The organism is Mycobacterium persicum (assembly GCF_002086675.1).
Lineage (GTDB): Bacteria > Actinomycetota > Actinomycetes > Mycobacteriales > Mycobacteriaceae > Mycobacterium > Mycobacterium persicum.
Map to the genome: position 1 here is coordinate 1 of NZ_MVIF01000072.1, position 21,108 is coordinate 21,108.

Consider the following 21,108-nt stretch of genomic DNA (forward strand, 5'->3'; position numbering starts at 1 on the left):
CCCTCAGGGTACCCCCCACCCTTATCGTGACCTGCGCAAATGTGGCTAACAGCGAAAACGCTCTGAACTGCGGTTATGATTTTTTGAGCAAAGGGGCAACGGGAGACGAGCGCTCGCCCCCGATCTATCTACCTGCGGAAATAAAAAAACGAGGCCCGGCGGGGGGCTGTATACCCCCCCTCTAGCTGGGCTTAAGTTCACGAAAACCGTTGGGAGACAACGGAAATGGTGGGGGTATGCGCGAATTACGTTGTGTTGCACATAAATTCGAGCCATTGTTGTCTCTGCTTTTCGGCCGGGCCGGGCCTCCAAAAATGCCAGACCCGTACACGCAGCTTGACCGTCTCCACCTGGGCCGCTGGCCAAAAAGTGAAGAGTCTCGTTTCGGGGTTGGGTTGCTTGCCGGCCGCAATGGGCTAAGCGGACTGCCCCTCGGCCAGCTTGTGGATGGCCCACTGGTTGAGGGAGAGGTTGCGTTCAGCAGCCTCAATGGTGAGGCGCTTGTGCAGCTCGGGTGAAGTGCGCACCATGACCTTGCCGCTGTAATGGCGGTCGGACAGTGGTTGAGGAGGCCGCTCACCTTCGGTGTACATGTCCTTCACGACGTCGGCGACGAGGTGGGCGATACCACTGATGGCTCCCACTGGGTTTTGGTCGAGCCATGACAGCGATGGGAACTCCGCGCAAAGGCCGACCCACTCCCCATCTTCGGGGGACCACTCGACTCGGTAGGTGTAGTGGTACTCGTTCACCGGCCCTCTCCTTCCTCTATGGCGTTCAGCTTGTCGATAGCGGCCAAGACCTGCTTGACCTGGTAGGCCTTCGCCTTCCCTCCCTTGTCCTGAATGTTGACGCGCGGATCCCCGGCCCACGGCATCTTGAGGACGATGTGACTTCCCCCTGTTTGCCGGGGAATTCCGAAGTGATGACGACAGACCATCTCAACGTCTGCGAAGTCGACGTTCGATGGGTTTTCCCGCATCTGAGCCTCGGCTTTGGCGACTCGATCCGTCACCGCTTAATGCTAGCGCATGTGCTAGCACTTTGCACGGAAGAGAGTCCCGTCTAGACATCACGCAGTCATGGACGTGTGACGCGCTGATTGTGATGGGGGCCCCGTCCACCCTGGGCGTTCGCGGCCGTCCTGACCGAGCGTCGTACGGGGGGTGTTGTCAACTGCGTAATTTTGCGCAGTTGCGGCGTGATCGTTCCGCACCGTGCCCTCGGCTACCCCCGATGGTGTCTGCTATCGCCCGGTTTGACATGCCCCGCCCCGGCCAGCTCGGAGACGACCTCGCGGCGCTGCGACTGTTTTTACTGCCGTCAGTGAAAAGGCGGCTAGTTTTCCGGGGCACGCCGAAAAACTTCCCGGCTCCGGGGAAAACTCCCCATCGCCTTCTCGCGGGCCGCGGGGGGAAGCGCGGAAGTTGTCGTTAATCCCGGTTTCGGGATTACCGACGGCAAGACTTGCTCACGGCCGGCGGAGCCGCGCGTAACCATCAGGGTTACACCCTGATTGGCTCGCCACGATGCAGCTTGGAGTTCTACAGAACCTCAAGCTTGTGACCTGGCCGCCGACGTCGTCTCGGCGACCCTTTTTACGGGGGTTGACCCGCAAAAGGCCTGTCACTTGACCCGGTAGGGCCGGAAACCCGGCGGCCGGGGCGGTGGTGGGGGTGACCCCGCGTACAGGTCGAACACGGCGATCAAGGCCCGCAGCAGCTCCGGGGAGCAGGCGTAGAAAGGCTGGCGGTCCAGCCGGGTCACCAACTCGTCCCGGAGCTGTTGAACCTCACTCTGAGGCGTGGTCACCGGACGACCCCTGCCGGGTTGCTGCGTCGATCACTTCAGCGATGGCTGGATACGCAGCCTTGAATTCCTTGAACTGGGTGCGCAGTTCATCGAATTCACGCTTCCACTGCCGCCGAAGTTTGATGTCGGCCAGCATCGCGGCTCTACAGGCCGGGCAGTTGTCACCCAGGAGGTGTCGGTTGTCTGTGGTCATTTCGTCCACCCGTCCAGCTCGTCAGCAGCGGCAACCAGCTCGGCGGCCAAAGCACGCGCCTGCCCACTACTCAACGCCTCCTCGCAGGCATAAATCCACACCGACGGCCGGTTAAGCGCGTCCTGCGCGAGCGTCCCGTCCGCGTACTGGACAGCGGCGTTGTAGACCTGAATGTCGGAGTTGCCTTCAACGCCTCGCGTAATCCCGTTGATGAGACGCTGTTGACGGCCGCCGTCCCCCTGACCCCAGAGGTCGGCGTACTCAACGCCGGGGGGTAGCGGGATGTGGGGGAACGGGTTGGTGGTGGTGGTCATGGAGGGCTCCCAATCGGTTTGGAGCCACGCCGTAACCCTTGTTGCGCGAATCTTGTGCGGGATTGCATATCTGCTGTTCAGATGGTGCCCCCGGCAGGATTCGAACCTGCGGCCTTCTGCTCCGGAGGCAGACGCTCTATCCCCTGAGCTACGGGGGCGCACCAACACCATATTGCGCCATGGGGCATGAACAAGCTCCGCCAGATTAGCGCATTGCGCCGACTGCGCCGCCACCGCTATGGGTTCGAGCCCCGAGCGGCCCAGACCATAGGATGGACGTTCGTGACCCCCGCCCACCTGGCTGAGCTGCTCAAAGCCACCGCTGCCGCGGTGTTGGCCGAGCATGGCCTCGACACGTCTGCCTTGCCCCAGACGGTCCTGGTGGAGCGGCCACGCAATCCCGAACACGGCGACTACGCCAGTAACCTGGCGTTACAGCTGGCCAAGAAGGTTGGTGCCAACCCGCGCGAACTGGCCGGATGGCTCGCCGCGGCGCTGACAACAGCTGACGGCATTGCCTCGGCGGAAGTCGCAGGACCGGGATTCATCAACATGCGTCTCGAGACCTCGGCGCAGGCCCGGATCGTCACCAGCGTCATCGACGCGGGCGACCATTTCGGGCACTCCGACCTATTGGCCGGGCAGAAAATCAACCTGGAATTCGTCTCGGCCAACCCGACCGGGCCAATCCACATCGGCGGCACCCGCTGGGCCGCCGTCGGCGACGCGCTGGGCCGCTTACTCACCACCCAGGGTGCCGACGTGGTCCGCGAATACTACTTCAACGACCACGGCGCGCAAATCGACCGATTCGCCAGCTCCTTGATCGCCGCCGCCAAGGGTGAGCCCACCCCGGCCGACGGCTACGCGGGCAGCTACATCACCGACATCGCCGCGCAGGTCATGCAGAAGGCGCCCGACGCGCTGAGCCTGCCCGAACCCGAGATGCGGGAAACCTTCCGCGAGATCGGCGTCGACTTGATGTTCGCCCATATCAAAGAGTCGTTGCACGAGTTCGGCACCGACTTCGACGTCTACACCCACGAAGACTCGATGCACACCAGCGGCCGAGTCGACCAGGCCATTACCAGGCTTCGCGACAGCGGCAACGTCTACCAGAAGGACGGCGCAACCTGGTTGCGCACCAGCGCTTTTGGTGACGACAAGGACCGGGTGGTGATCAAGAGCGACGGCAAGCCGGCCTATATCGCCGGTGACCTCGCCTACTACCTGGACAAGCGGCAACGCGGTTTCGATTTGTGCATCTACATGCTCGGCGCCGACCATCACGGTTACATCGCCCGGCTCAAGGCGGCAGCGGCCGCATTCGGTGAGGATCCGGCGACCGTCGAGGTACTCATCGGCCAACTGGTCAACCTGGTGCGCGACGGCCAGCCGGTCCGGATGAGCAAGCGGGCGGGCACCGTCATCACTCTCGACGACCTGGTCGACGCCCTCGGCGTGGATGCCGCGCGCTACAGCCTGATCCGCTCGTCGGTGGACACCGCCATCGATATCGACCTGGCGCTGTGGTCCTCGGCGTCGAATGAAAACCCGGTCTACTACGTCCAATACGCGCATGCCCGGCTATCAGCCCTGGCGCGCAACGCCGCTGAGCTGGGATTGATTCCCGACACCGCGCACCTGGAGCTGCTGGGCCACGACAAAGAGGGCAAGCTGCTGAGGACCATCGGCGAGTTCCCGCGGGTGCTCGAAACCGCGGCGACGCTGCGTGAACCCCATCGAGTGTGCCGCTACCTGGAGGACCTGGCCGGTGACTATCACCGCTTCTACGACTCCTGCCGGGTGTTGCCCCAAGGCGACGAGCAGCCCACCGACCTGCACACCGCACGCCTGGCGCTGTGCCAGGCCACTCGCCAGGTCATTGCCAACGGGCTGGCAATACTCGGAGTCGGCGCACCGGAGCGAATGTGACCGCCCATTCCGCCGGCGCCCGCCACGCCGAAGGCAACCGGCCGGCGCGCCCGCAGTCGGCACAGGAGCTGCTGTGGTTGGCACCGAATGTCTGGCCGCGCAGTACGGTTCGTGACCAATCGGGCGTAGCCTGCATTGCCGGGGTCCCGCTGACCGAGCTGGCTCAGGAGTACGGAACTCCGCTGTTCGTCATCGACGAGGACGACTTCCGCTCCCGCTGCCAAGAGATTGCCGCGGCATTCGGCGGCGGGCACAACGTGAACTACGCCGCGAAGGCATTCCTGTGCAGTGAGATCGCGCGCTGGGTTGACGAGGAAGGACTCTCGCTCGATGTGGCCACCGGCGGGGAGTTGGCCGTCGCACTGCATGCCGATTTTCCGCCGGAACGAATCACCCTGCACGGCAATAACAAGTCTGTCGCGGAGTTGACCGCTGCGGTCAAAGCCGGTGTGGGCCATATCGTTTTGGATTCGATGATTGAAATCGAGCGACTTGACGCCATCGCGGCGCAGGCGGGCATCATTCAGGATGTCCTGGTGCGGGTCACCGTCGGCGTCGAGGCGCACACCCACGAATTCATCTCCACCGCACACGAAGACCAGAAGTTCGGCCTGTCGGTGGCCAGCGGAGCCGCGATGGCAGCGGTGCGACGGGTTTTCGCCGCCGACCACCTGCGACTTGTCGGTCTGCACAGCCACATCGGTTCGCAGATCTTCGACGTCGCCGGTTTCGAAATAGCCGCGCACCGCGTCATCGGCCTGCTGCGCGAGGTGGTCGGCGAATTCGGGGCCGAGAAGACGGCGCAGCTGTCGACCGTCGACCTCGGCGGTGGTTTGGGCATCTCCTATCTGCCCTCTGACGATCCGCCGCCGATCAGTGATCTGGCGGCCAAGCTGAGCGCCATCCTGAGCAACGAATCCGCGGCGGTGGGCCTGCCCGTACCGAGGCTTGTGGTCGAGCCCGGACGTGCCATCGCCGGACCGGGCACCATCACGCTGTACGAGGTCGGCACCGTCAAGGATGTAGACGTGAGCGCCACGGCCAACCGGCGCTACATCAGTGTCGACGGCGGCATGAGCGACAATATCCGCCCGGCGCTCTACGACGCGGAGTACGACGTCCGGCTGGTGTCGAGAACCAGCGACGCGCCGGCCGTGCCCGCTCGCCTCGTCGGAAAGCATTGTGAGAGCGGCGACATCATCGTCCGCGACACCTGGATGCCCGACGATGTAGGTCCCGGCGACCTGGTCGCGGTCGCCGCGACCGGCGCTTACTGCTATTCGTTGTCGAGCCGCTACAACCTGATCGGCCGTCCCGCCGTGGTAGCCGTACGACAGGGCAAGGCCCGCCTGGTCCTGCGCCGGGAGACGGTCGACGATTTGCTGAGTCTGGAGGTGAGGTGACCTGTGCCGGGTGACGAAAAGCCGGTCGGCGTAGCAGTTCTCGGACTGGGCAATGTCGGCAGCGAAGTGGTCCGCATCATTGAGGAGAGCGCTGACGATCTCGCTGCCCGAGTGGGGGCCCCTCTGGTATTGCGCGGTGTCGGTGTCCGCCGGGTGGCGCCCGACCGTGGGGTACCGGTCGAATTGCTGACCGACAACATCGAAGAACTCGTCTCGCGCGAGGACGTCGACATCGTCGTCGAAGTGATGGGTCCGGTGGAACCGTCTCGCAAGGCGATCCTGACCGCGCTCGAGCACGGAAAATCCATCGTCACCGCGAACAAGGCCCTGTTATCCACGTCCACTGGTGAACTGGCCCAAGCCGCCGAAAGCGCGCATGTCGACCTCTATTTCGAGGCGGCCGTCGCCGGAGCCATCCCGGTGATTCGGCCGCTGACGCAGTCACTGGCCGGTGACACGGTGCTGCGGGTGGCCGGCATCGTCAACGGCACCACCAACTACATCCTCTCGGCAATGGACAGCACCGGCGCCGACTACGAGAGCGCCCTGGCCGACGCGAGCGCGCTGGGCTACGCTGAAGCCGACCCCACCGCCGACGTCGAAGGCTACGACGCCGCGGCCAAAGCCGCGATCCTGGCATCCATCGCGTTCCACACCCGGGTGCACGCCGACGACGTCTATCGCGAGGGCATCACCAGGGTCACCCCGGCCGACTTCGAGACCGCCCACGCCCTCGGCTGCACCATCAAGCTGCTGTCCATCTGCGAGCGGATCACCGATGGTGATGGGCAACAACGAGTTTCGGCTCGCGTTTATCCGGCGCTGGTACCGCTGACGCATCCGCTCGCCACCGTCAACGGCGCATTCAATGCCGTCGTGGTCGAAGCCGAGGCCGCGGGCCGGTTGATGTTCTACGGTCAGGGCGCCGGCGGTGCGCCCACCGCGTCGGCGGTGACCGGCGACCTGGTGATGGCGGCGCGCAACCGGGTGCTCGGCAGCCGTGGGCCGCGCGAATCCAAGTATGCCCAACTACCCATCGCACCAATGGGTTTGATCTCAACCAGGTATTACGTCAGCATGAACGTCGCCGATAAGCCAGGTGTATTGTCCTCGGTGGCAGCGGAATTCGCCAAACACGATGTGAGCATCGCAGAAGTTCGCCAGGAAGGCGTAGCGGATGAAGGCGGCAAGCGGGTAGGTGCCCGAATCGTGGTCGTAACCCACCTGGCTACCGATGCCGCGCTGTCGGAAACCGTTGCAGCACTGGCTGATTTGGATGTCGTACAGGATGTGACGAGCGTGCTGCGACTGGAAGGAACCGGCCTGTGACCGCCCCGCGAACTGCCACCCACCAGCCCTGGCCGGGCGTGATCGCGGCCTATCGCGACCGGTTGCCGGTGGGCGACGACTGGACCCCGGTCACCCTTCTCGAGGGCGGTACCCCGCTGATCGCGGCGACCAGGCTCTCCGAACAGACCGGTTGCACAATTCATCTCAAGGTCGAGGGACTCAACCCCACCGGCTCCTTCAAGGACCGGGGCATGACGATGGCGGTCACCGATGCGCTGGCCCGCGGACAGCAGGCCGTGTTGTGCGCGTCGACCGGAAATACCTCGGCGTCGGCGGCGGCCTACGCTGCCCGCGCCGGCATCACCTGCGCGGTGCTGATACCGCAGGGCAAGATCGCGATGGGCAAGCTAGCCCAGGCGGTTATGCACGGCGCCAAGATCATTCAGATCGACGGTAACTTTGACGACTGCCTGGAGCTGGCCCGAAAGATGGCCGCCGATTTCCCGACGATCTCGTTGGTCAACTCGGTCAATCCCGTCCGTATCGAGGGCCAGAAGACGGCGGCTTTCGAGGTCGTCGACGCGCTGGGCGCCCCGCCAGACGTGCACGCGCTTCCGGTCGGCAATGCCGGCAACATCACCGCGTACTGGAAGGGCTACACCGAGTACCACCGCGGGGGAGTGATCGACAAGCTGCCCCGCATGCTCGGCACTCAGGCGGCCGGCGCAGCGCCCCTGGTGCTCGGCAAGCCGGTGAGCCACCCGGAGACCATCGCCACCGCGATCCGCATCGGTGCTCCGGCCTCGTGGACGCAAGCCGTCGAGGCGCAGCAGCAATCGAACGGGCGCTTCCTGGCCGCTACCGACGAGGAGATCTTGGCCGCATATCACCTGGTCGCTCGCGCCGAAGGCGTCTTCGTCGAGCCCGCATCCGCGGCCAGCGTCGCGGGCTTGCTCAAAGCCATTGACGACGGTTGGGTGGCCCGCGGCTCGACGGTGGTGTGCACGGTGACCGGCAATGGCTTGAAGGACCCCGACACGGCGCTCAAGGACATGCCGGTGGTGTCTCCGCTGCCGGTTGACCCGGTCGCCGTGGTCGAGCAGCTGGGCCTGGCCTAATGGCGATCGCAAGCGCGGCGCAGCCGGGCGCGGCGGGTCGCCGTCGATTCGGCACCGTGGCGATCGCAAGCGCGGCGCAGCCGGGCGCGGCGGGCCCGGCGGAGGCCTGTTGGTGACCCAGTCACTGCCTGCCGGGCTGGCGGCGAGTGCCGTGGTAGCGGCATCCAGCGCCAACCTCGGCCCGGGATTCGACAGTATCGGTCTGGCATTGAGCCTCTATGACGAGATCGAGGTCGAAACAACGGATTCCGGCTTGGCGGTGATGGTCGAGGGGGAAGGTGCCGATCAGGTACCACTTGGTCCCGAGCACCTGGTGGTGCGCGCTATCCGGCACGGGTTGCGGGCCGCGGGCGCCCAAGCCGGGGGCCTGGTGGTTCGCTGTCGCAACGCCATCCCGCACTCCCGCGGTCTGGGCTCTTCCGCAGCCGCTGTCGTCGGCGGCCTCGCAATTGTCAATGGCCTTGTGGCGCAGGTTGATTCGACGCCTTTAAGCGAGGCGCAACTGATTCAGCTTTCCTCGGAGTTCGAGGGTCATCCCGACAACGCTGCGGCCGCGGTGCTCGGGGGTGCGGTGGTCTCCTGGATCGACCGCACGGGTGATTGCCCCAACTACTTGGCCGTGCCGCTGCGCCTTCATCCCGATATCCATCTCTTCTCGGCGATTCCCGAGGAGCGGTCGTCGACCGCGGAGACTCGAGTGCTGCTTCCGGCTCAGGTCAGCCACGACGAGGCGCGTTTCAATATCAGCCGCGTCGCGTTGCTGGTGGTCGCGCTGACCCAACGGCCCGATCTACTGATGCCGGCCACGGAAGATGTGCTCCACCAACCCCAACGTGCGCCGGCGATGCCGGCATCGGCGGAATATTTGCGGCTGCTGCGGCGTCATAATGTCGCAGCGACGATTTCTGGGGCTGGTCCAGCACTCATCACCATGACGACGGAGCCGGAACTGCCCTCAGAAGCGGTAGAGTACGGCGCCGCACATGGATTCACCGTCACTGCGATGACTGCCGGCGACAGAGTTCGCTGGAGTCCGGGAGTCGCCACCATTGATTGATCCATAGCGCCACGGGAGCGTTTGCTTGCTTCCGGCCAGGAAGCGGGCTATCCTCGGAGCCGTCCAGCAATCGCAGCATCTGCATCTGCACACATACTGCCTTGCCGCTAGGACAACCACCAATTCTTCTCGTGGACGAGGTTCGCCTTATTCCCGCCGATCCTGGCGATCACCGTTTCAGAGTCGATGATTGGGCGCACTCGGCGATTTGGCTGAATGCAACGAACCCCCCGTATGACGTGATCAGCGGGGGAAGAAAGGAAATCCGTGACTGATACGGACCTCATCACGGCTAGCGAAAGCACCGGCGCCGAAAAGCAGCCGGAATCCGTGACCAAAGACACTTCGGGCGTCAATACCGTGGCGCCGGGCGGTTCATTGTCCACCATGGTGTTGCCCGAGCTGCGTGCCCTGGCTAACCGAGCCGGCGTCAAGGGGACGTCGGGTATGCGTAAGAACGAACTGATCGCCGCAATTCAGGAGATCACCGGGCAGGCCAACGGCGCTTCGGCCGGCTCGACTTCATCCCAGGACTCCGACCGATCGGAGCCGACCATGACGGCGAAGGCAGCCGCTGGTGAAGAGGCCCCCGCAGAGGGCCGGAGCAACTCGGGTGAGACCCAGCGGCGGGAACGGCGCAAGTCCTCGCGTGAGGCCGACACATCCGCCACTGAATCGGGTGACCAAGCCGCTGCCGGGGAGGATGCGGCAACCACTGACGAGGACGCCAAGGGCCGGCCTGGGCAAGGAGGCGCCAGGACCGACGAACGAGGCGCCAGGACCGACGAACGAGGCGCCAAGACCGACGAACGAGGCGCCAAGACCGACGAACGAGGCGCCAAGACCGACGAACGGGAAGAGTCGGGCGGCGAGCAGCAAGGCTCAGGTGGCCAGGCCCGCGGCGACGAGGACGGCGAAGGTCGGCAGGGCCGCCGGGGCCGCCGGTTCCGCGACCGCAGGCGTCGTGGTGAACGGTCGGGCGAAGGCGCTGAAGCCGAGGTCCGTGAGGACGACGTCCTCCAGCCGGTAGCCGGCATCCTCGACGTGCTCGACAATTACGCATTCGTGCGCACGTCCGGCTACCTGGCCGGCCCGCATGACGTCTACGTATCGATGAACATGGTGCGCAAGAACGGGTTACGCCGTGGTGACGCGGTGACCGGTGCCGTCCGGGTGCCCCGAGAAGGAGAAGCGGGCGACAAGAATCCGCGGCAGAAGTTCAACCCGCTGGTGCGCCTGGACAGCGTCAACGGCGGATCGGTGGAAGACGCCAAGAAGCGTCCCGATTTCTCCAAACTGACGCCGCTGTATCCCAACCAGCGGCTGCGCCTGGAAACAACGCCCGACCGGCTGACCACCCGGGTGATCGATCTGATCATGCCGATCGGCAAGGGTCAGCGCGCGTTGATCGTGTCGCCGCCCAAGGCCGGTAAGACGACCATCCTGCAGGACATCGCCAACGCCATCACCAGGAACAACCCGGAATGCCACCTCATGGTCGTGCTCGTCGACGAGCGGCCCGAGGAGGTCACCGATATGCAGCGATCGGTCAAGGGCGAAGTCATCGCCTCGACGTTCGACCGGCCGCCGTCGGATCACACCTCGGTCGCCGAACTCGCGATCGAGCGCGCCAAGCGCCTCGTCGAGCAGGGTAAGGACGTCGTGGTGTTGCTCGACTCGATCACCCGGCTGGGCCGTGCCTACAACAACGCGTCGCCCGCGTCGGGCCGAATCCTGTCCGGTGGTGTCGACTCCACCGCGCTGTACCCACCCAAGCGGTTCCTGGGCGCGGCCCGCAACATCGAGGAAGGCGGCTCACTCACCATCATCGCCACCGCGATGGTCGAGACCGGGTCCACTGGTGACACCGTCATCTTCGAGGAGTTCAAGGGCACCGGCAACGCCGAGCTCAAGCTGGACCGCAAGATCTCGGAGCGCCGAGTTTTCCCGGCCGTCGATGTGAACCCCTCGGGCACTCGCAAGGACGAGCTCTTGCTCTCGCCAGATGAGTTCGCCATCGTGCACAAGCTGCGCCGCGTGCTGTCGGGCCTGGACGCTCACCAAGCCATCGACCTGTTGATGTCGCAGCTGCGCAAGACGAAGAACAATTACGAATTCCTCGTCCAGGTGTCGAAGACCACACCGGGCAACATGGACAACGACTAGCCGGCTGATTTCGGCGCCCGTCGCGGGGAATGTTCGGGCGCATCCCGGTGTTGGGCTGATGATGATTGAGCTGGCATAATCGTCGCTTGACCACCAGAACCACTTCAGGTTCTCGAGTTCGGCCTAACCAGCCACAACCGAACGCCGGGGGCACGAGCGGCAACGATCGAAGAGGACAGCATGAAATCTGACATTCATCCCGCCTACGAGGAGACCACCGTGGTGTGTGGATGCGGGAACACGTTTCAGACTCGCAGCACCAAGTTGGGCGGCCGCATCGTGGTCGAGGTCTGCTCGCAGTGCCACCCGTTCTACACCGGCAAGCAGAAGATCCTCGACAGCGGCGGCCGGGTTGCCCGCTTCGAAAGGCGTTATGGCAAGCGCAAGGTCGGGGCTGACAAGGACGAAGCCGCAGCCAAGAAGTAGCCGGATTACCGACGCCCGAACTGTGCAAGCCGGTGCACAGGCCGGGCGTCGGTTCGCGTATGTGACTGCCCGGTTCTTTCCCGCTGCCGGCTTGGGATGCTGCCCCGAGAGGCAGCTGCCCCGGCCCTCACCGGGGCATCGCCGAGGTCGCGCGAAGCGGGGAGATTCCCCGCGGAGTACCGGGCCCGCAATCGTCGAGGGGTGCGCGGTGCAGAGCTGGGAGGTGTGACATGACGCAACCGGTGCACACGATCGACGTCCTGCTGGCCGAGCACGCCGATCTCGAGCGTGCGCTGTCCGATCCGGAATTGCACAGCAACCCCGGTGCGGCGCGCAAGGCCGGACGCCGATTTGCGTTGCTTGCGCCGATCGTCGCCACTCACCGCAAACTGATAGCCGCCCGCGAAGACCTGGAAACCGCGCGCGAGTTGGCCGCCTCCGACGACTCGTTCGTAGCAGAGGCCGCCGAATTGGAGGCTCGGGTCGCCGAACTGGATGCCCAACTCACTGACATGCTGGCGCCGCGCGACCCGCACGATTCCGACGACATCGTGCTCGAAGTCAAATCCGGTGAGGGAGGCGAGGAGTCGGCGCTGTTCGCGGCCGACCTGGCCAGGATGTACATCCGCTACGCCGAGCGGCACGGCTGGACCGTGACCGTACTGGATGAGACCACCTCGGATCTGGGCGGTTACAAGGACGCCACGCTGGCGATCGCGAGCAAGGGTGATTCAGTCGACGGCGTGTGGTCGAGAATGAAGTTCGAGGGTGGAGTCCACCGGGTACAACGGGTCCCGGTGACCGAATCCCAAGGGCGCGTACACACTTCGGCGGCCGGAGTGCTGGTCTACCCGGAACCCGAAGAAGTGGGCGAGGTCCAGATCGACGAGTCGGATTTGCGCATCGACGTCTACCGCTCCTCGGGCAAGGGCGGCCAAGGGGTCAACACCACCGACTCCGCGGTGCGGATCACCCATCTACCCACCGGAATCGTCGTCACCTGCCAGAACGAACGATCTCAGCTGCAGAACAAGACTCGTGCGTTGCAGGTGCTGGCCGCCCGGTTGCAGGCGATGGCCGAGGAGCAAGCGCTGGCCGACGCGTCTGCGGATCGGGCCAGCCAGATCCGCACGGTGGACCGCAGCGAACGCATCCGCACCTACAACTTCCCGGAGAACCGGATCACCGATCACCGAATCGGTTACAAGGCATACAATCTCGATCAGGTTCTGGACGGCGATCTGGATGCGCTGTTCGACGCGCTCGCTGCCGCGGACAAGCAGGCCCGGTTACAGCAGTCATGACCTCGCTGCGCCACGCGATCGACTCGGCTGCGGCCCTGCTGACCGAAGCCGGGATCGACTCCGCGCGTTGGGATGCCGAGCAGTTGGCCGCTCATCTGACGGGTACCGAGCGCGGCATGCTGGCCCTGCTTGACCATGCCCCGGGTGCTGAGTTCCTCGCGCAATACCACGACATCGTCACCGCGCGGTCGCAGCGGGTGCCGCTGCAGTATCTCCTCGGGACGGTCTCGTTCGGCCCGGTGGAACTGCATGTCGGCCCGGGTGTGTTCATACCGCGTCCCGAGACCGAGGCAATATTGGAGTGGGCCACCGCGCAACCGCTTCCGCAGCGAGCGGTCATCGTAGACCTGTGCACCGGTTGCGGCGCACTGGCTGTCGCACTGGCCGCGCACCGGCCGGCAGCGCGAATCATCGGTGTTGACGACTCCGAGGCGGCCTTGGAATACGCCCGGCGTAACACCGAGGGCAGCAACGTCGAATTGATCCGAGCCGACGTCACCACACCCGGTTTGCGGCCCGACCTCGACCGAAGGGTCGACCTGCTCATCGCCAACCCGCCCTATGTTCCGGACAATGCCACTGTGGAACCCGAAGTAGCCCAGCATGATCCGCAGCACGCCGTGTTCGGCGGCCCGGACGGGATGGCAGTGATTGCCCACATCGTAGGGCTGGCCGGACGCTGGCTGCGTCCCGGCGGCCTGCTGGCTGTCGAGCATGACGACACCACTTCCGGACTTACTGTCGAATTACTCAGCAACACAGGCCTTTTCGAGAACATCGTGGCACGCAAAGATCTGGCCGGACGGCCCCGGTTCGTGACGGCCGGCAGGCGGGAAACATCATGACGCCCGCCGAGCCGTTCAACTGTGCCGACCCCGTGCAGCGCTCCAGCGGAATCAGCGCTGCGGTCGCGGCGCTCAAGGCGGGTCGGCTGGTTGTCATGCCGACGGACACGGTCTACGGAGTCGCCGCCGACGCCTTCGACCGCACCGCAGTCGATGCGCTGCTCGCGGCGAAAGGGCGTGGGCGCGATATGCCGGTGGGGGTACTGGTCGGCTCCTGGCACACGATCGAGGGACTGGTCTATTCGGTGCCGCCCGGGGCGCGCGAGCTGATTCGCGCATTCTGGCCCGGAGCGCTGAGCCTGGTCGTGGTGCAAGCACCATCGCTGCAGTGGGATCTCGGCGATGCGCGCGGCACCGTGATGCTGCGGATGCCGTTGCATCCGGTGGCCATCGAATTGTTGCGTGAGGCAGGGCCGCTGGCGGTGTCCAGCGCCAACGTCTCGGGCCAACCGGCGGCGGTGGACGCCGACGACGCGCGCCGCCAGCTCGGCGACCGGGTCGACGTCTATCTCGACGCGGGGCCGTCCGCACAGCAGGCCGCCTCGACGATCGTCGACCTCACCGGAGCCTCCCCGCGCATTCTGCGGCCGGGCCCGGTGACCGCGGAACGGATCGCCGACGTCCTCGGGGTGGACGTGGCGACGTTGACCGCCTAGGACCGCCTGGGCCCGCTGGTTGTTCAGGTCTCAGGTGAAGTACGGTCTCGATGGTGTCCAGCCTTGCCGGTGGTTTGCTCGCACTTTCTGTTCGCAGCGCCGGTGTCCCGCTGCGTGAGCTCGCCCTGGTGGGACTGACCGCAGCGATCGTCACCTATTTCGCGACGGGGCCGGTTCGAGTGCTGGCGACGCGGCTGGGCGCCGTGGCCTATCCGCGCGAAAGAGACGTACACGTGACGCCGACTCCCAGGATGGGGGGACTGGCGATGTTCCTCGGCGTCGTCGCCGCCGTTTTCCTCGCTTCCCAGCTGCCGGCCCTAACCCGCGGATTCGTCTATTCCACCGGCATGCCCGCAGTGCTCGTCGCAGGTGCCGTCATCATGGGGATCGGCCTGATCGACGACCGCTGGGGACTTGATGCGTTGACCAAGTTCGCCGGCCAGATCACCGCCGCCAGTGTGCTGGTCACCATGGGAGTGGCATGGAGTGTCCTCTACATCCCGCTGGGTGGCGTCGGAACCATCGTGTTGGACCAAGCGTCCTCGATCCTGCTCACCCTGGCGTTGACCGTGTCGATCGTCAACGCGATGAACTTCGTCGACGGCCTCGACGGGCTGGCCGCCGGACTCGGCCTCATCACGGCGCTGGCGATCTGCATGTTCTCGGTGGGCCTGCTCCGCGACCACGGCGGTGACGTGCTGTTCTATCCGCCTGCCGTGATCTCGGTGGTGCTCGCCGGGGCATGTCTCGGCTTTCTGCCGCACAACTTTCACCGGGCCAAGATCTTCATGGGTGATTCCGGTTCCATGCTGATCGGACTGATGTTGGCCGCCGCCTCCACGACCGCAGCCGGCCCGATCTCGCAGAACGCCTACGGCGCTCGCGACGTGTTTGCTCTGCTGTCACCGTTTCTGCTCGTGGTGGCCGTGATGTTCGTGCCGATGCTGGACCTGCTGCTGGCGATCGTTCGGCGTACCCGTGCGGGCCGCAGCGCGTTCAGTCCGGACAAGATGCACCTGCACCACCGCCTGCTGCAGATCGGTCATTCTCATCGCCGAGTGGTGCTGCTGATCTACCTATGGGTGGGCATCGTTGCATTCGGCGCGGCGAGCACGATCTTCTTCGACCCACGCCACACCGCGGCGGTGATGCTGGGTGCGATCGTCATCGCCGGCATCGCGACTGCGATCCCACTGCTGCGCCGCCGCGACGACTACTACGACGACGAGTAGTAGTGGCGTTGACCTTGTGGTACGGTGCTGCTAGAACCCCGCAAAGAATCTCGCGGGCTGCCGGCCACCCGGCCTGTTGGATGGGTATCCGACCATGCCGATCTACGACCGACACAGGGAGCTACCCCTTGGGTGATTCCACCGCAACCCTTGCGATACGCTCGGCGGGCCACCGCTCAGTCGATCGGCCGTTTTCCGCTCCTTCTACCCGGGATTGAGGTGCTGCAGTGACGACACCAGCGCAGGACGCGCCGTTGGTGTTTCCCTCTGTTGCTTTCCGCCCGGTTCGCTTGTTGGTCATCAGCGTTGTACTGACCGCGGCGGCGATGCTCTTCGCCGGCCTGGCCGGGCACCTGATGGTCGGGGTGTTCTTGGGCGTCGGCCTGCTGCTGGGTTTGCTCAACGCCCTCTTGGTCCGGCGCTCGGTCGAGTCGATCACGGCGAAAGAGCATCCGCTAAAGAGCTCGATGGCCCTTAACTCCGCGTCGAGGCTGGCGATCATCACCGTTCTCGGGCTGATCGTGGCCTACATTTTCCGGCCCGCTGGGTTGGGGGTGGTGTTCGGACTCGCGCTCTTCCAGGTGCTGCTGGTGACAGCGACTGCGCTGCCGGTCTGGAAGAAGCTCCGCACCGGCGCGGGCTCAGACGGCGGTGTATTGACGGCATCTGAAGGGACGGAAGTGAGGAGCCCCAGCGATGACTGAGTCGATCCTGGCCGCTCAGATCGAGGTCGGCGAGCACCACACCGCCACCTGGCTCGGTATGACAGTGAACACTGACACCATTCTTTCGACGGCCATCGCCGCGGTGATCGTCATCGCGCTGGCGTTCTACCTGCGCTCGAAAGTCACGTCGACGGATGTGCCGGGCGGTGTGCAATTGTTCTTCGAGGCCATCACCATCCAGATGCGCAATCAGGTCGAAGGCGCCATCGGTATGCGGATCGCACCATTCGTGTTGCCGCTGGCTGTGACCATCTTCGTGTTCATCCTGATCTCCAACTGGCTCTCGGTCCTCCCGGTGCAATACACCGACAAGGACGGGCAGACCACCGAGTTGCTCAAACCGGCTGCTGCCGACATCAACTACGTGCTGGCGCTGGCCCTGTTCGTGTTCTTCTGCTACCACGCGGCCGGCATCTGGCGCCGGGGCATCGTCGGTCACCCGATCAAACTGCTCAAGGGGCATGTGGCGATCCTCGCGCCGATCAACGTCGTCGAAGAGCTCGCCAAGCCGATCTCGTTGTCACTCCGTCTTTTCGGCAACATCTTCGCCGGCGGCATCCTGGTCGCGCTGATCGCACTCTTTCCGCCGTATGTCATGTGGTTGCCTAATGCGATCTGGAAATCGTTCGACTTGTTCGTCGGCGCCATTCAGGCGTTCATTTTCGCCCTGCTGACGATCCTGTACTTCAGCCAAGCAATGGAGCTTGAGGAACACCACTAAGACGTACCGCTACCGAAACCTGGTCAACCGCAACCAGAGTCACCAAGGAGGATAAAGGAATGGACCCCACTATCGCTGCCGGCGCCCTCATCGGCGGTGGACTGATCATGGCCGGTGGCGCGATCGGCGCCGGTATCGGTGACGGCGTCGCCGGTAACGCGCTGATCTCCGGTGTTGCTCGTCAGCCCGAGGCGCAAGGACGGCTGTTCACCCCGTTCTTCATCACCGTCGGTCTGGTCGAGGCCGCTTACTTCATCAATCTGGCGTTCATGGCATTGTTCGTCTTCGCCACGCCTGTCAAGTAATTCGGCTGTGATGGGTGACCTGAACTCGATTGTTCTGGCCGCTGGCCAGGCAGCGTCGGGGGCGGAAGAAGGCGGCAAGAACCAAAACTTCCTCGTTCCCAACGGCACCTTTTTCTTCGTGCTGGCCATCTTCCTGGTGGTGCTCGGTGTCATCGGCACTTTCGTCGTGCCGCCGATCCTCAAGGTATTGCGGGAACGTGACGCCATGGTGGCCAAGACATTGGCCGACAGCAAGAAGGCGGCCGAGCAGTTTGCCGCCGCCCAGGCCGATTACGAAGAGGCCATGAGGAAAGCCCGAGTCCAGGCGTCGTCCTACCGCGACAATGCGCGGGCCGAGGGTCGTAAGGCCGTCGAAGACGCGCGCGCCCGCGCCGAACAAGAAGTGGCATCGACGTTGCAAACGGCCAACGAGCAACTCAAGCGCGAGAGGGACGCCGTGGAACTGGATCTACGCGCCAATGTGGGAACGATGTCGGCGACGCTGGCCAGTCGGATCCTGGGCGTCGACGTCACCACCTCGGCCGCGACGAGGTAGTCGATAATGTCGACATTCATCGGACAGCTGGTCGGGTTCGCGGCCATCGTGTTTCTGGTGTGGCGTTATGTTGTGCCGCCCGTGCGGCGCCTGATGACTGCCCGGCAGCAGACCGTGCGCCAGCAGTTGGCTGATTCGGCCGCCGCGGCTGACCGGCTGACCGAGTCGACGACGGCGCACAGCAAAGCAGTAGAAGCCGCCACCGCGGAGGCCGAACGGGTGGTCGAAGAGGCCAAGACGGACGCCACGCGGATCACCGAGCAAATGCGGGCCCAGGCCGAGGTCGAGGCCGAACGGATCAAGGTCCAGGGCGCTCGTCAGGTCGAGTTGCTCCGCACCCAGCTGACCCGTCAACTGCGCCTGGAGCTCGGCCACGAATCCGTGCGCCAAGCAAGGGAGCTGGTTCGCAGCTACGTTGCCGAGCCGGCCCAGCGGTCGGCTACGGTCGACCGCTTCCTGGACGAGCTCGACGCTATGGCGCCGGCGGCGGCCGAAGTCGAATACCCGGTCGCGGCAAAGATGCGATCGGCCAGCCGACGGGCGCTGCAAAGCCTGGTCGACAAATTCGGCACGCTCGCCAAGGGGCTCGACAACGATGGGTTGTCAACCCTCGCCGACGAGCTGGTGTCGGTTGCCATGTTGCTGGATCGGGAAATCGTCGTCCTTCGCTACCTCACCGTGCCGGCCGAAGACGCGACACCCAGGGTCCGGCTGCTGGAGCGGCTGGTCTCCGGCAAGGTCGGCAATGCCGCACTCGAGGTGTTGCGGGCAGCTGTTTCGGAGCGGTGGTCGGCGAACTCCGATTTGATCGACGCCATCGAGCACGTGTCGCGGCAAGCCCTGTTGGAAATCGCCGAACGCGAGGGTCAGGTCGACGAAGTCGAAGACCAATTGTTCCGGTTCTCGCGCATCCTCGACGCCCAGCCCCGACTATCCATCTTGCTCGGCGATTACTCCGCTGCTCCCGAAGGCCGTATCCGGTTGTTGCACAACGTACTCGACCGCGCGGGCAGCAGTGTGAATCCGATCGCGCTCTCGTTGCTGTCCCAGACGGTTGAACTCTTGAGGGGTCAGCCGGCCGAAGACGCGGTACTGCTGCTCGCCGAAGTTGCGGTGGCTCGGCGCGGTGAAGTCGTCGCGCAAGTCAGTGCGGCGGCCGCCCTCACCGACCCGCAGCGCAACCGGGTCACCGACGTGCTGAGCCGCATCTACGGCCACCCGGTCACCGTGCAGCTGCAAATCGACCCGGAACTGCTCGGCGGCCTGTCCATTGCGGTCGGTGATGAGGTGATTGACGGTACGCTCTCGTCTCGTTTGGCCGCAGCCGAGGCTCAGCTACCCGACTAAAGACGAAGCCCGACCGAAACCCGAACTAGTCAGCACAATCCGAAGTAGGAAGACGAAAAGCCATGGCCGAGTTGACAATCTCCGCTGATGACATTCAGAGCGCGATCGAAGAGTACGTGGGCTCCTTCACCTCGGACACCGCCCGCGAGGAGGTCGGCACCGTGGTGGATGCCGGCGACGGTATCGCACACGTCGAAGGTTTGCCCTCGGTGATGACGCAAGAGCTGCTCGAGTTCCCGGGCGGCGTCCTCGGCGTGGCCCTCAACCTCGACGAACACAGCGTCGGCGCGGTGATCCTCGGTGACTTCGAAAACATCGAGGAAGGCCAACAGGTCAAGCGCACCGGCGAAGTTCTCTCGGTCCCGGTTGGCGACGCGTTTCTCGGTCGCGTGGTCAATCCCCTTGGTCAGCCGATCGACGGGCGCGGCGACATCGACGCCGAGACGCGGCGGGCGCTGGAGCTTCAGGCCCCGTCTGTGGTGCAGCGGCAAAGTGTCAAGGAGCCGCTGCAGACCGGTATCAAGGCCATCGACGCGATGACCCCGATCGGCCGGGGCCAACGGCAGCTGATCATCGGCGACCGCAAGACCGGCAAGACCGCGGTGTGCGTCGACACCATCCTCAACCAGCGGGAGAACTGGGAGAGCGGTGACGAGAAGAAGCAGGTGCGCTGCGTCTATGTGGCCATCGGGCAGAAGGGCACCACCATCGCCTCTGTCCGGCGCGCGCTGGAAGAGGGTGGGGCCATGGATTACACCACCATCGTCGCAGCACCGGCGTCGGATTCGGCCGGCTTCAAATGGCTTGCGCCCTATACGGGTTCGGCCATCGCGCAGCACTGGATGTACGACGGCAAGCACGTGCTGATCGTCTTCGACGACCTGACCAAGCAGGCCGAGGCGTACCGGGCGATCTCGTTGCTGCTGCGGCGCCCGCCCGGCCGCGAGGCCTATCCGGGTGACGTGTTCTACCTGCATTCGCGGCTGCTGGAGCGCTGCGCGAAACTGTCCGACGACCTCGGCGGCGGCTCGCTGACCGGTCTGCCGATCATCGAGACCAAGGCCAACGACATTTCGGCCTACATCCCGACGAACGTCATCTCGATCACCGACGGGCAGTGCTTCCTGGAGACCGACCTGTTCAACCAGGGTGTCCGGCCGGCCATCAACGTCGGTGTGTCGGTGTCGCGCGTCGGCGGCGCCGCCCAGATTAAGGCGATGAAAGAAGTGGCCGGTTCGTTGCGGCTGGACCTTTCGCAGTACCGCGAGTTGGAAGCGTTTGCTGCTTTTGCCTCGGACCTGGACGCCACCTCGAAGGCGCAGCTGGACCGTGGCGCCCGCCTGGTCGAGCTGCTCAAGCAGCCGCAGTACCAGCCGATGCCGGTGGAGGAGCAGGTCGTCTCGATCTTCCTGGGCACGGGAGGTCACCTGGACTCGGTTCCGGTCGAAGACGTTCGCCGCTTCGAAACCGAACTGCTCGACCACATTCGGGCCTCCGAAGAGAAGCTGTTGAGCACTATCCGCGACACCCAGAAGCTGACCGAGGAGACCGAGAAGGCGCTGACCGACGTCATCAACCACTTCAAGAAGGGTTTCGCGCCCTCAGGTGGCGGATCGGTGGTGCCCGACGAGCATGTCGAGGCTCTCGATGAGGAAAAGCTCGGCAAGGAAGCGGTGGAAGTCCACAAACCGGCGCCAAAGAAAGAAAAGAAAGAGAAGAAGTAG

22 protein-coding genes and 1 tRNA gene are annotated in these 21,108 nt (G+C 64.7%); 17 read left to right on the forward strand and 6 right to left on the reverse strand.

What is annotated here, in order from left to right:
• Positions 1 to 416: 416 nt before the first annotated feature.
• The 6 genes from BST40_RS19535 to BST40_RS19560 form a co-directional block, all read right to left on the reverse strand.
• Positions 417 to 752 (reverse strand): type II toxin-antitoxin system HicB family antitoxin, encoded by a 336-nt coding sequence (locus tag BST40_RS19535; RefSeq protein ID WP_075547336.1) that lies wholly within the window; start codon positions 750 to 752, stop codon positions 417 to 419.
• Entirely contained in the window at positions 749 to 1,015 is a 267-nt protein-coding gene (locus tag BST40_RS19540; protein ID WP_306770978.1) for a toxin HicA, read from the reverse strand. The genes BST40_RS19535 and BST40_RS19540 overlap by 4 nt, the downstream gene beginning before the upstream one ends.
• Before the next feature lie 611 nt (positions 1,016 to 1,626).
• Positions 1,627 to 1,812, reverse strand: a complete 186-nt coding sequence (locus BST40_RS19545) for a hypothetical protein (RefSeq protein ID WP_075547334.1) — start codon at positions 1,810 to 1,812, stop codon at positions 1,627 to 1,629.
• Positions 1,793 to 2,014, reverse strand: a complete 222-nt coding sequence (locus tag BST40_RS19550) for a hypothetical protein (RefSeq protein WP_131808296.1) — start codon at positions 2,012 to 2,014, stop codon at positions 1,793 to 1,795. Before BST40_RS19550 ends, BST40_RS19545 begins: the two co-directional genes overlap by 20 nt.
• Positions 2,002 to 2,319 carry a hypothetical protein gene (locus tag BST40_RS19555; protein WP_075547332.1) on the reverse strand — a complete coding sequence of 106 codons (318 nt, stop codon included), beginning with the start codon at positions 2,317 to 2,319 and terminating at the stop codon, positions 2,002 to 2,004. The genes BST40_RS19550 and BST40_RS19555 overlap by 13 nt, the downstream gene beginning before the upstream one ends.
• An 82-nt stretch (positions 2,320 to 2,401) precedes the next feature.
• A tRNA-Arg gene (locus tag BST40_RS19560) sits at positions 2,402 to 2,477 on the reverse strand.
• Positions 2,478 to 2,601: 124 nt separating this feature from the next.
• On the opposite strand from BST40_RS19560, the gene argS reads away from it, so the two are divergent.
• The 17 genes from argS (at position 2,602) to atpA (ending at position 21,108) form a co-directional block, all read left to right on the forward strand.
• Positions 2,602 to 4,254 (forward strand): arginine--tRNA ligase, encoded by a 1,653-nt coding sequence (gene argS, locus BST40_RS19565; protein ID WP_075547342.1) that lies wholly within the window; start codon positions 2,602 to 2,604, stop codon positions 4,252 to 4,254.
• A gap of 68 nt (positions 4,255 to 4,322) precedes the next feature.
• Complete coding sequence (lysA, locus tag BST40_RS19570; protein WP_240316872.1) at positions 4,323 to 5,657, forward strand: diaminopimelate decarboxylase; 1,335 nt, start codon at positions 4,323 to 4,325, stop codon at positions 5,655 to 5,657.
• Positions 5,658 to 5,660: 3 nt separating this feature from the next.
• Positions 5,661 to 6,986, forward strand: coding sequence for a homoserine dehydrogenase (locus tag BST40_RS19575; RefSeq protein WP_075547330.1), 1,326 nt, complete (start codon positions 5,661 to 5,663; stop codon positions 6,984 to 6,986).
• Complete coding sequence (gene thrC, locus BST40_RS19580; RefSeq protein ID WP_075547329.1) at positions 6,983 to 8,065, forward strand: threonine synthase; 1,083 nt, start codon at positions 6,983 to 6,985, stop codon at positions 8,063 to 8,065. The genes BST40_RS19575 and thrC overlap by 4 nt, the downstream gene beginning before the upstream one ends.
• Positions 8,066 to 8,174: 109 nt before the next feature.
• Positions 8,175 to 9,122: a homoserine kinase gene (gene thrB / locus BST40_RS19585; protein WP_075547341.1), complete on the forward strand. Its 948-nt coding sequence runs from the start codon at positions 8,175 to 8,177 to the stop codon at positions 9,120 to 9,122.
• Between the two features lie 267 nt (positions 9,123 to 9,389).
• Entirely contained in the window at positions 9,390 to 11,288 is a 1,899-nt protein-coding gene (rho, locus tag BST40_RS19590) for a transcription termination factor Rho (RefSeq protein WP_075547328.1), read from the forward strand.
• A gap of 180 nt (positions 11,289 to 11,468) precedes the next feature.
• Positions 11,469 to 11,714, forward strand: a complete 246-nt coding sequence (rpmE, locus tag BST40_RS19595; protein ID WP_023366251.1) for a 50S ribosomal protein L31 — start codon at positions 11,469 to 11,471, stop codon at positions 11,712 to 11,714.
• 230 nt (positions 11,715 to 11,944) lie between these two features.
• Positions 11,945 to 13,018, forward strand: a complete 1,074-nt coding sequence (gene prfA / locus BST40_RS19600) for a peptide chain release factor 1 (RefSeq protein WP_075510426.1) — start codon at positions 11,945 to 11,947, stop codon at positions 13,016 to 13,018.
• Positions 13,015 to 13,863 carry a peptide chain release factor N(5)-glutamine methyltransferase gene (gene prmC / locus BST40_RS19605; protein WP_075547327.1) on the forward strand — a complete coding sequence of 283 codons (849 nt, stop codon included), beginning with the start codon at positions 13,015 to 13,017 and terminating at the stop codon, positions 13,861 to 13,863. Before prfA ends, prmC begins: the two co-directional genes overlap by 4 nt.
• Positions 13,860 to 14,519, forward strand: a complete 660-nt coding sequence (locus tag BST40_RS19610) for an L-threonylcarbamoyladenylate synthase (RefSeq protein WP_075547326.1) — start codon at positions 13,860 to 13,862, stop codon at positions 14,517 to 14,519. Before prmC ends, BST40_RS19610 begins: the two co-directional genes overlap by 4 nt.
• Before the next feature lie 50 nt (positions 14,520 to 14,569).
• Positions 14,570 to 15,751, forward strand: coding sequence for a UDP-N-acetylglucosamine--decaprenyl-phosphate N-acetylglucosaminephosphotransferase (rfe, locus tag BST40_RS19615; protein WP_075547325.1), 1,182 nt, complete (start codon positions 14,570 to 14,572; stop codon positions 15,749 to 15,751).
• A gap of 227 nt (positions 15,752 to 15,978) precedes the next feature.
• The gene (locus BST40_RS19620; RefSeq protein WP_075547324.1) at positions 15,979 to 16,455 is read left to right on the forward strand and encodes an ATP synthase subunit I; all 477 of its coding nucleotides are present in this window, start codon (positions 15,979 to 15,981) and stop codon (positions 16,453 to 16,455) included.
• Positions 16,448 to 17,197 carry a F0F1 ATP synthase subunit A gene (atpB, locus tag BST40_RS19625; protein ID WP_075547323.1) on the forward strand — a complete coding sequence of 250 codons (750 nt, stop codon included), beginning with the start codon at positions 16,448 to 16,450 and terminating at the stop codon, positions 17,195 to 17,197. Before BST40_RS19620 ends, atpB begins: the two co-directional genes overlap by 8 nt.
• A 59-nt stretch (positions 17,198 to 17,256) precedes the next feature.
• Complete coding sequence (locus tag BST40_RS19630) at positions 17,257 to 17,502, forward strand: F0F1 ATP synthase subunit C (protein ID WP_003406686.1); 246 nt, start codon at positions 17,257 to 17,259, stop codon at positions 17,500 to 17,502.
• Between the two features lie 10 nt (positions 17,503 to 17,512).
• On the forward strand, positions 17,513 to 18,037 hold the full coding sequence (locus BST40_RS19635) for a F0F1 ATP synthase subunit B (protein WP_075547322.1): 525 nt from the start codon (positions 17,513 to 17,515) through the stop codon (positions 18,035 to 18,037).
• Positions 18,038 to 18,043: 6 nt separating this feature from the next.
• Positions 18,044 to 19,384, forward strand: coding sequence for a F0F1 ATP synthase subunit B/delta (locus BST40_RS19640; protein WP_075547321.1), 1,341 nt, complete (start codon positions 18,044 to 18,046; stop codon positions 19,382 to 19,384).
• A 62-nt stretch (positions 19,385 to 19,446) separates the two neighbouring features.
• On the forward strand, positions 19,447 to 21,108 hold the full coding sequence (atpA, locus tag BST40_RS19645; protein WP_023366233.1) for a F0F1 ATP synthase subunit alpha: 1,662 nt from the start codon (positions 19,447 to 19,449) through the stop codon (positions 21,106 to 21,108).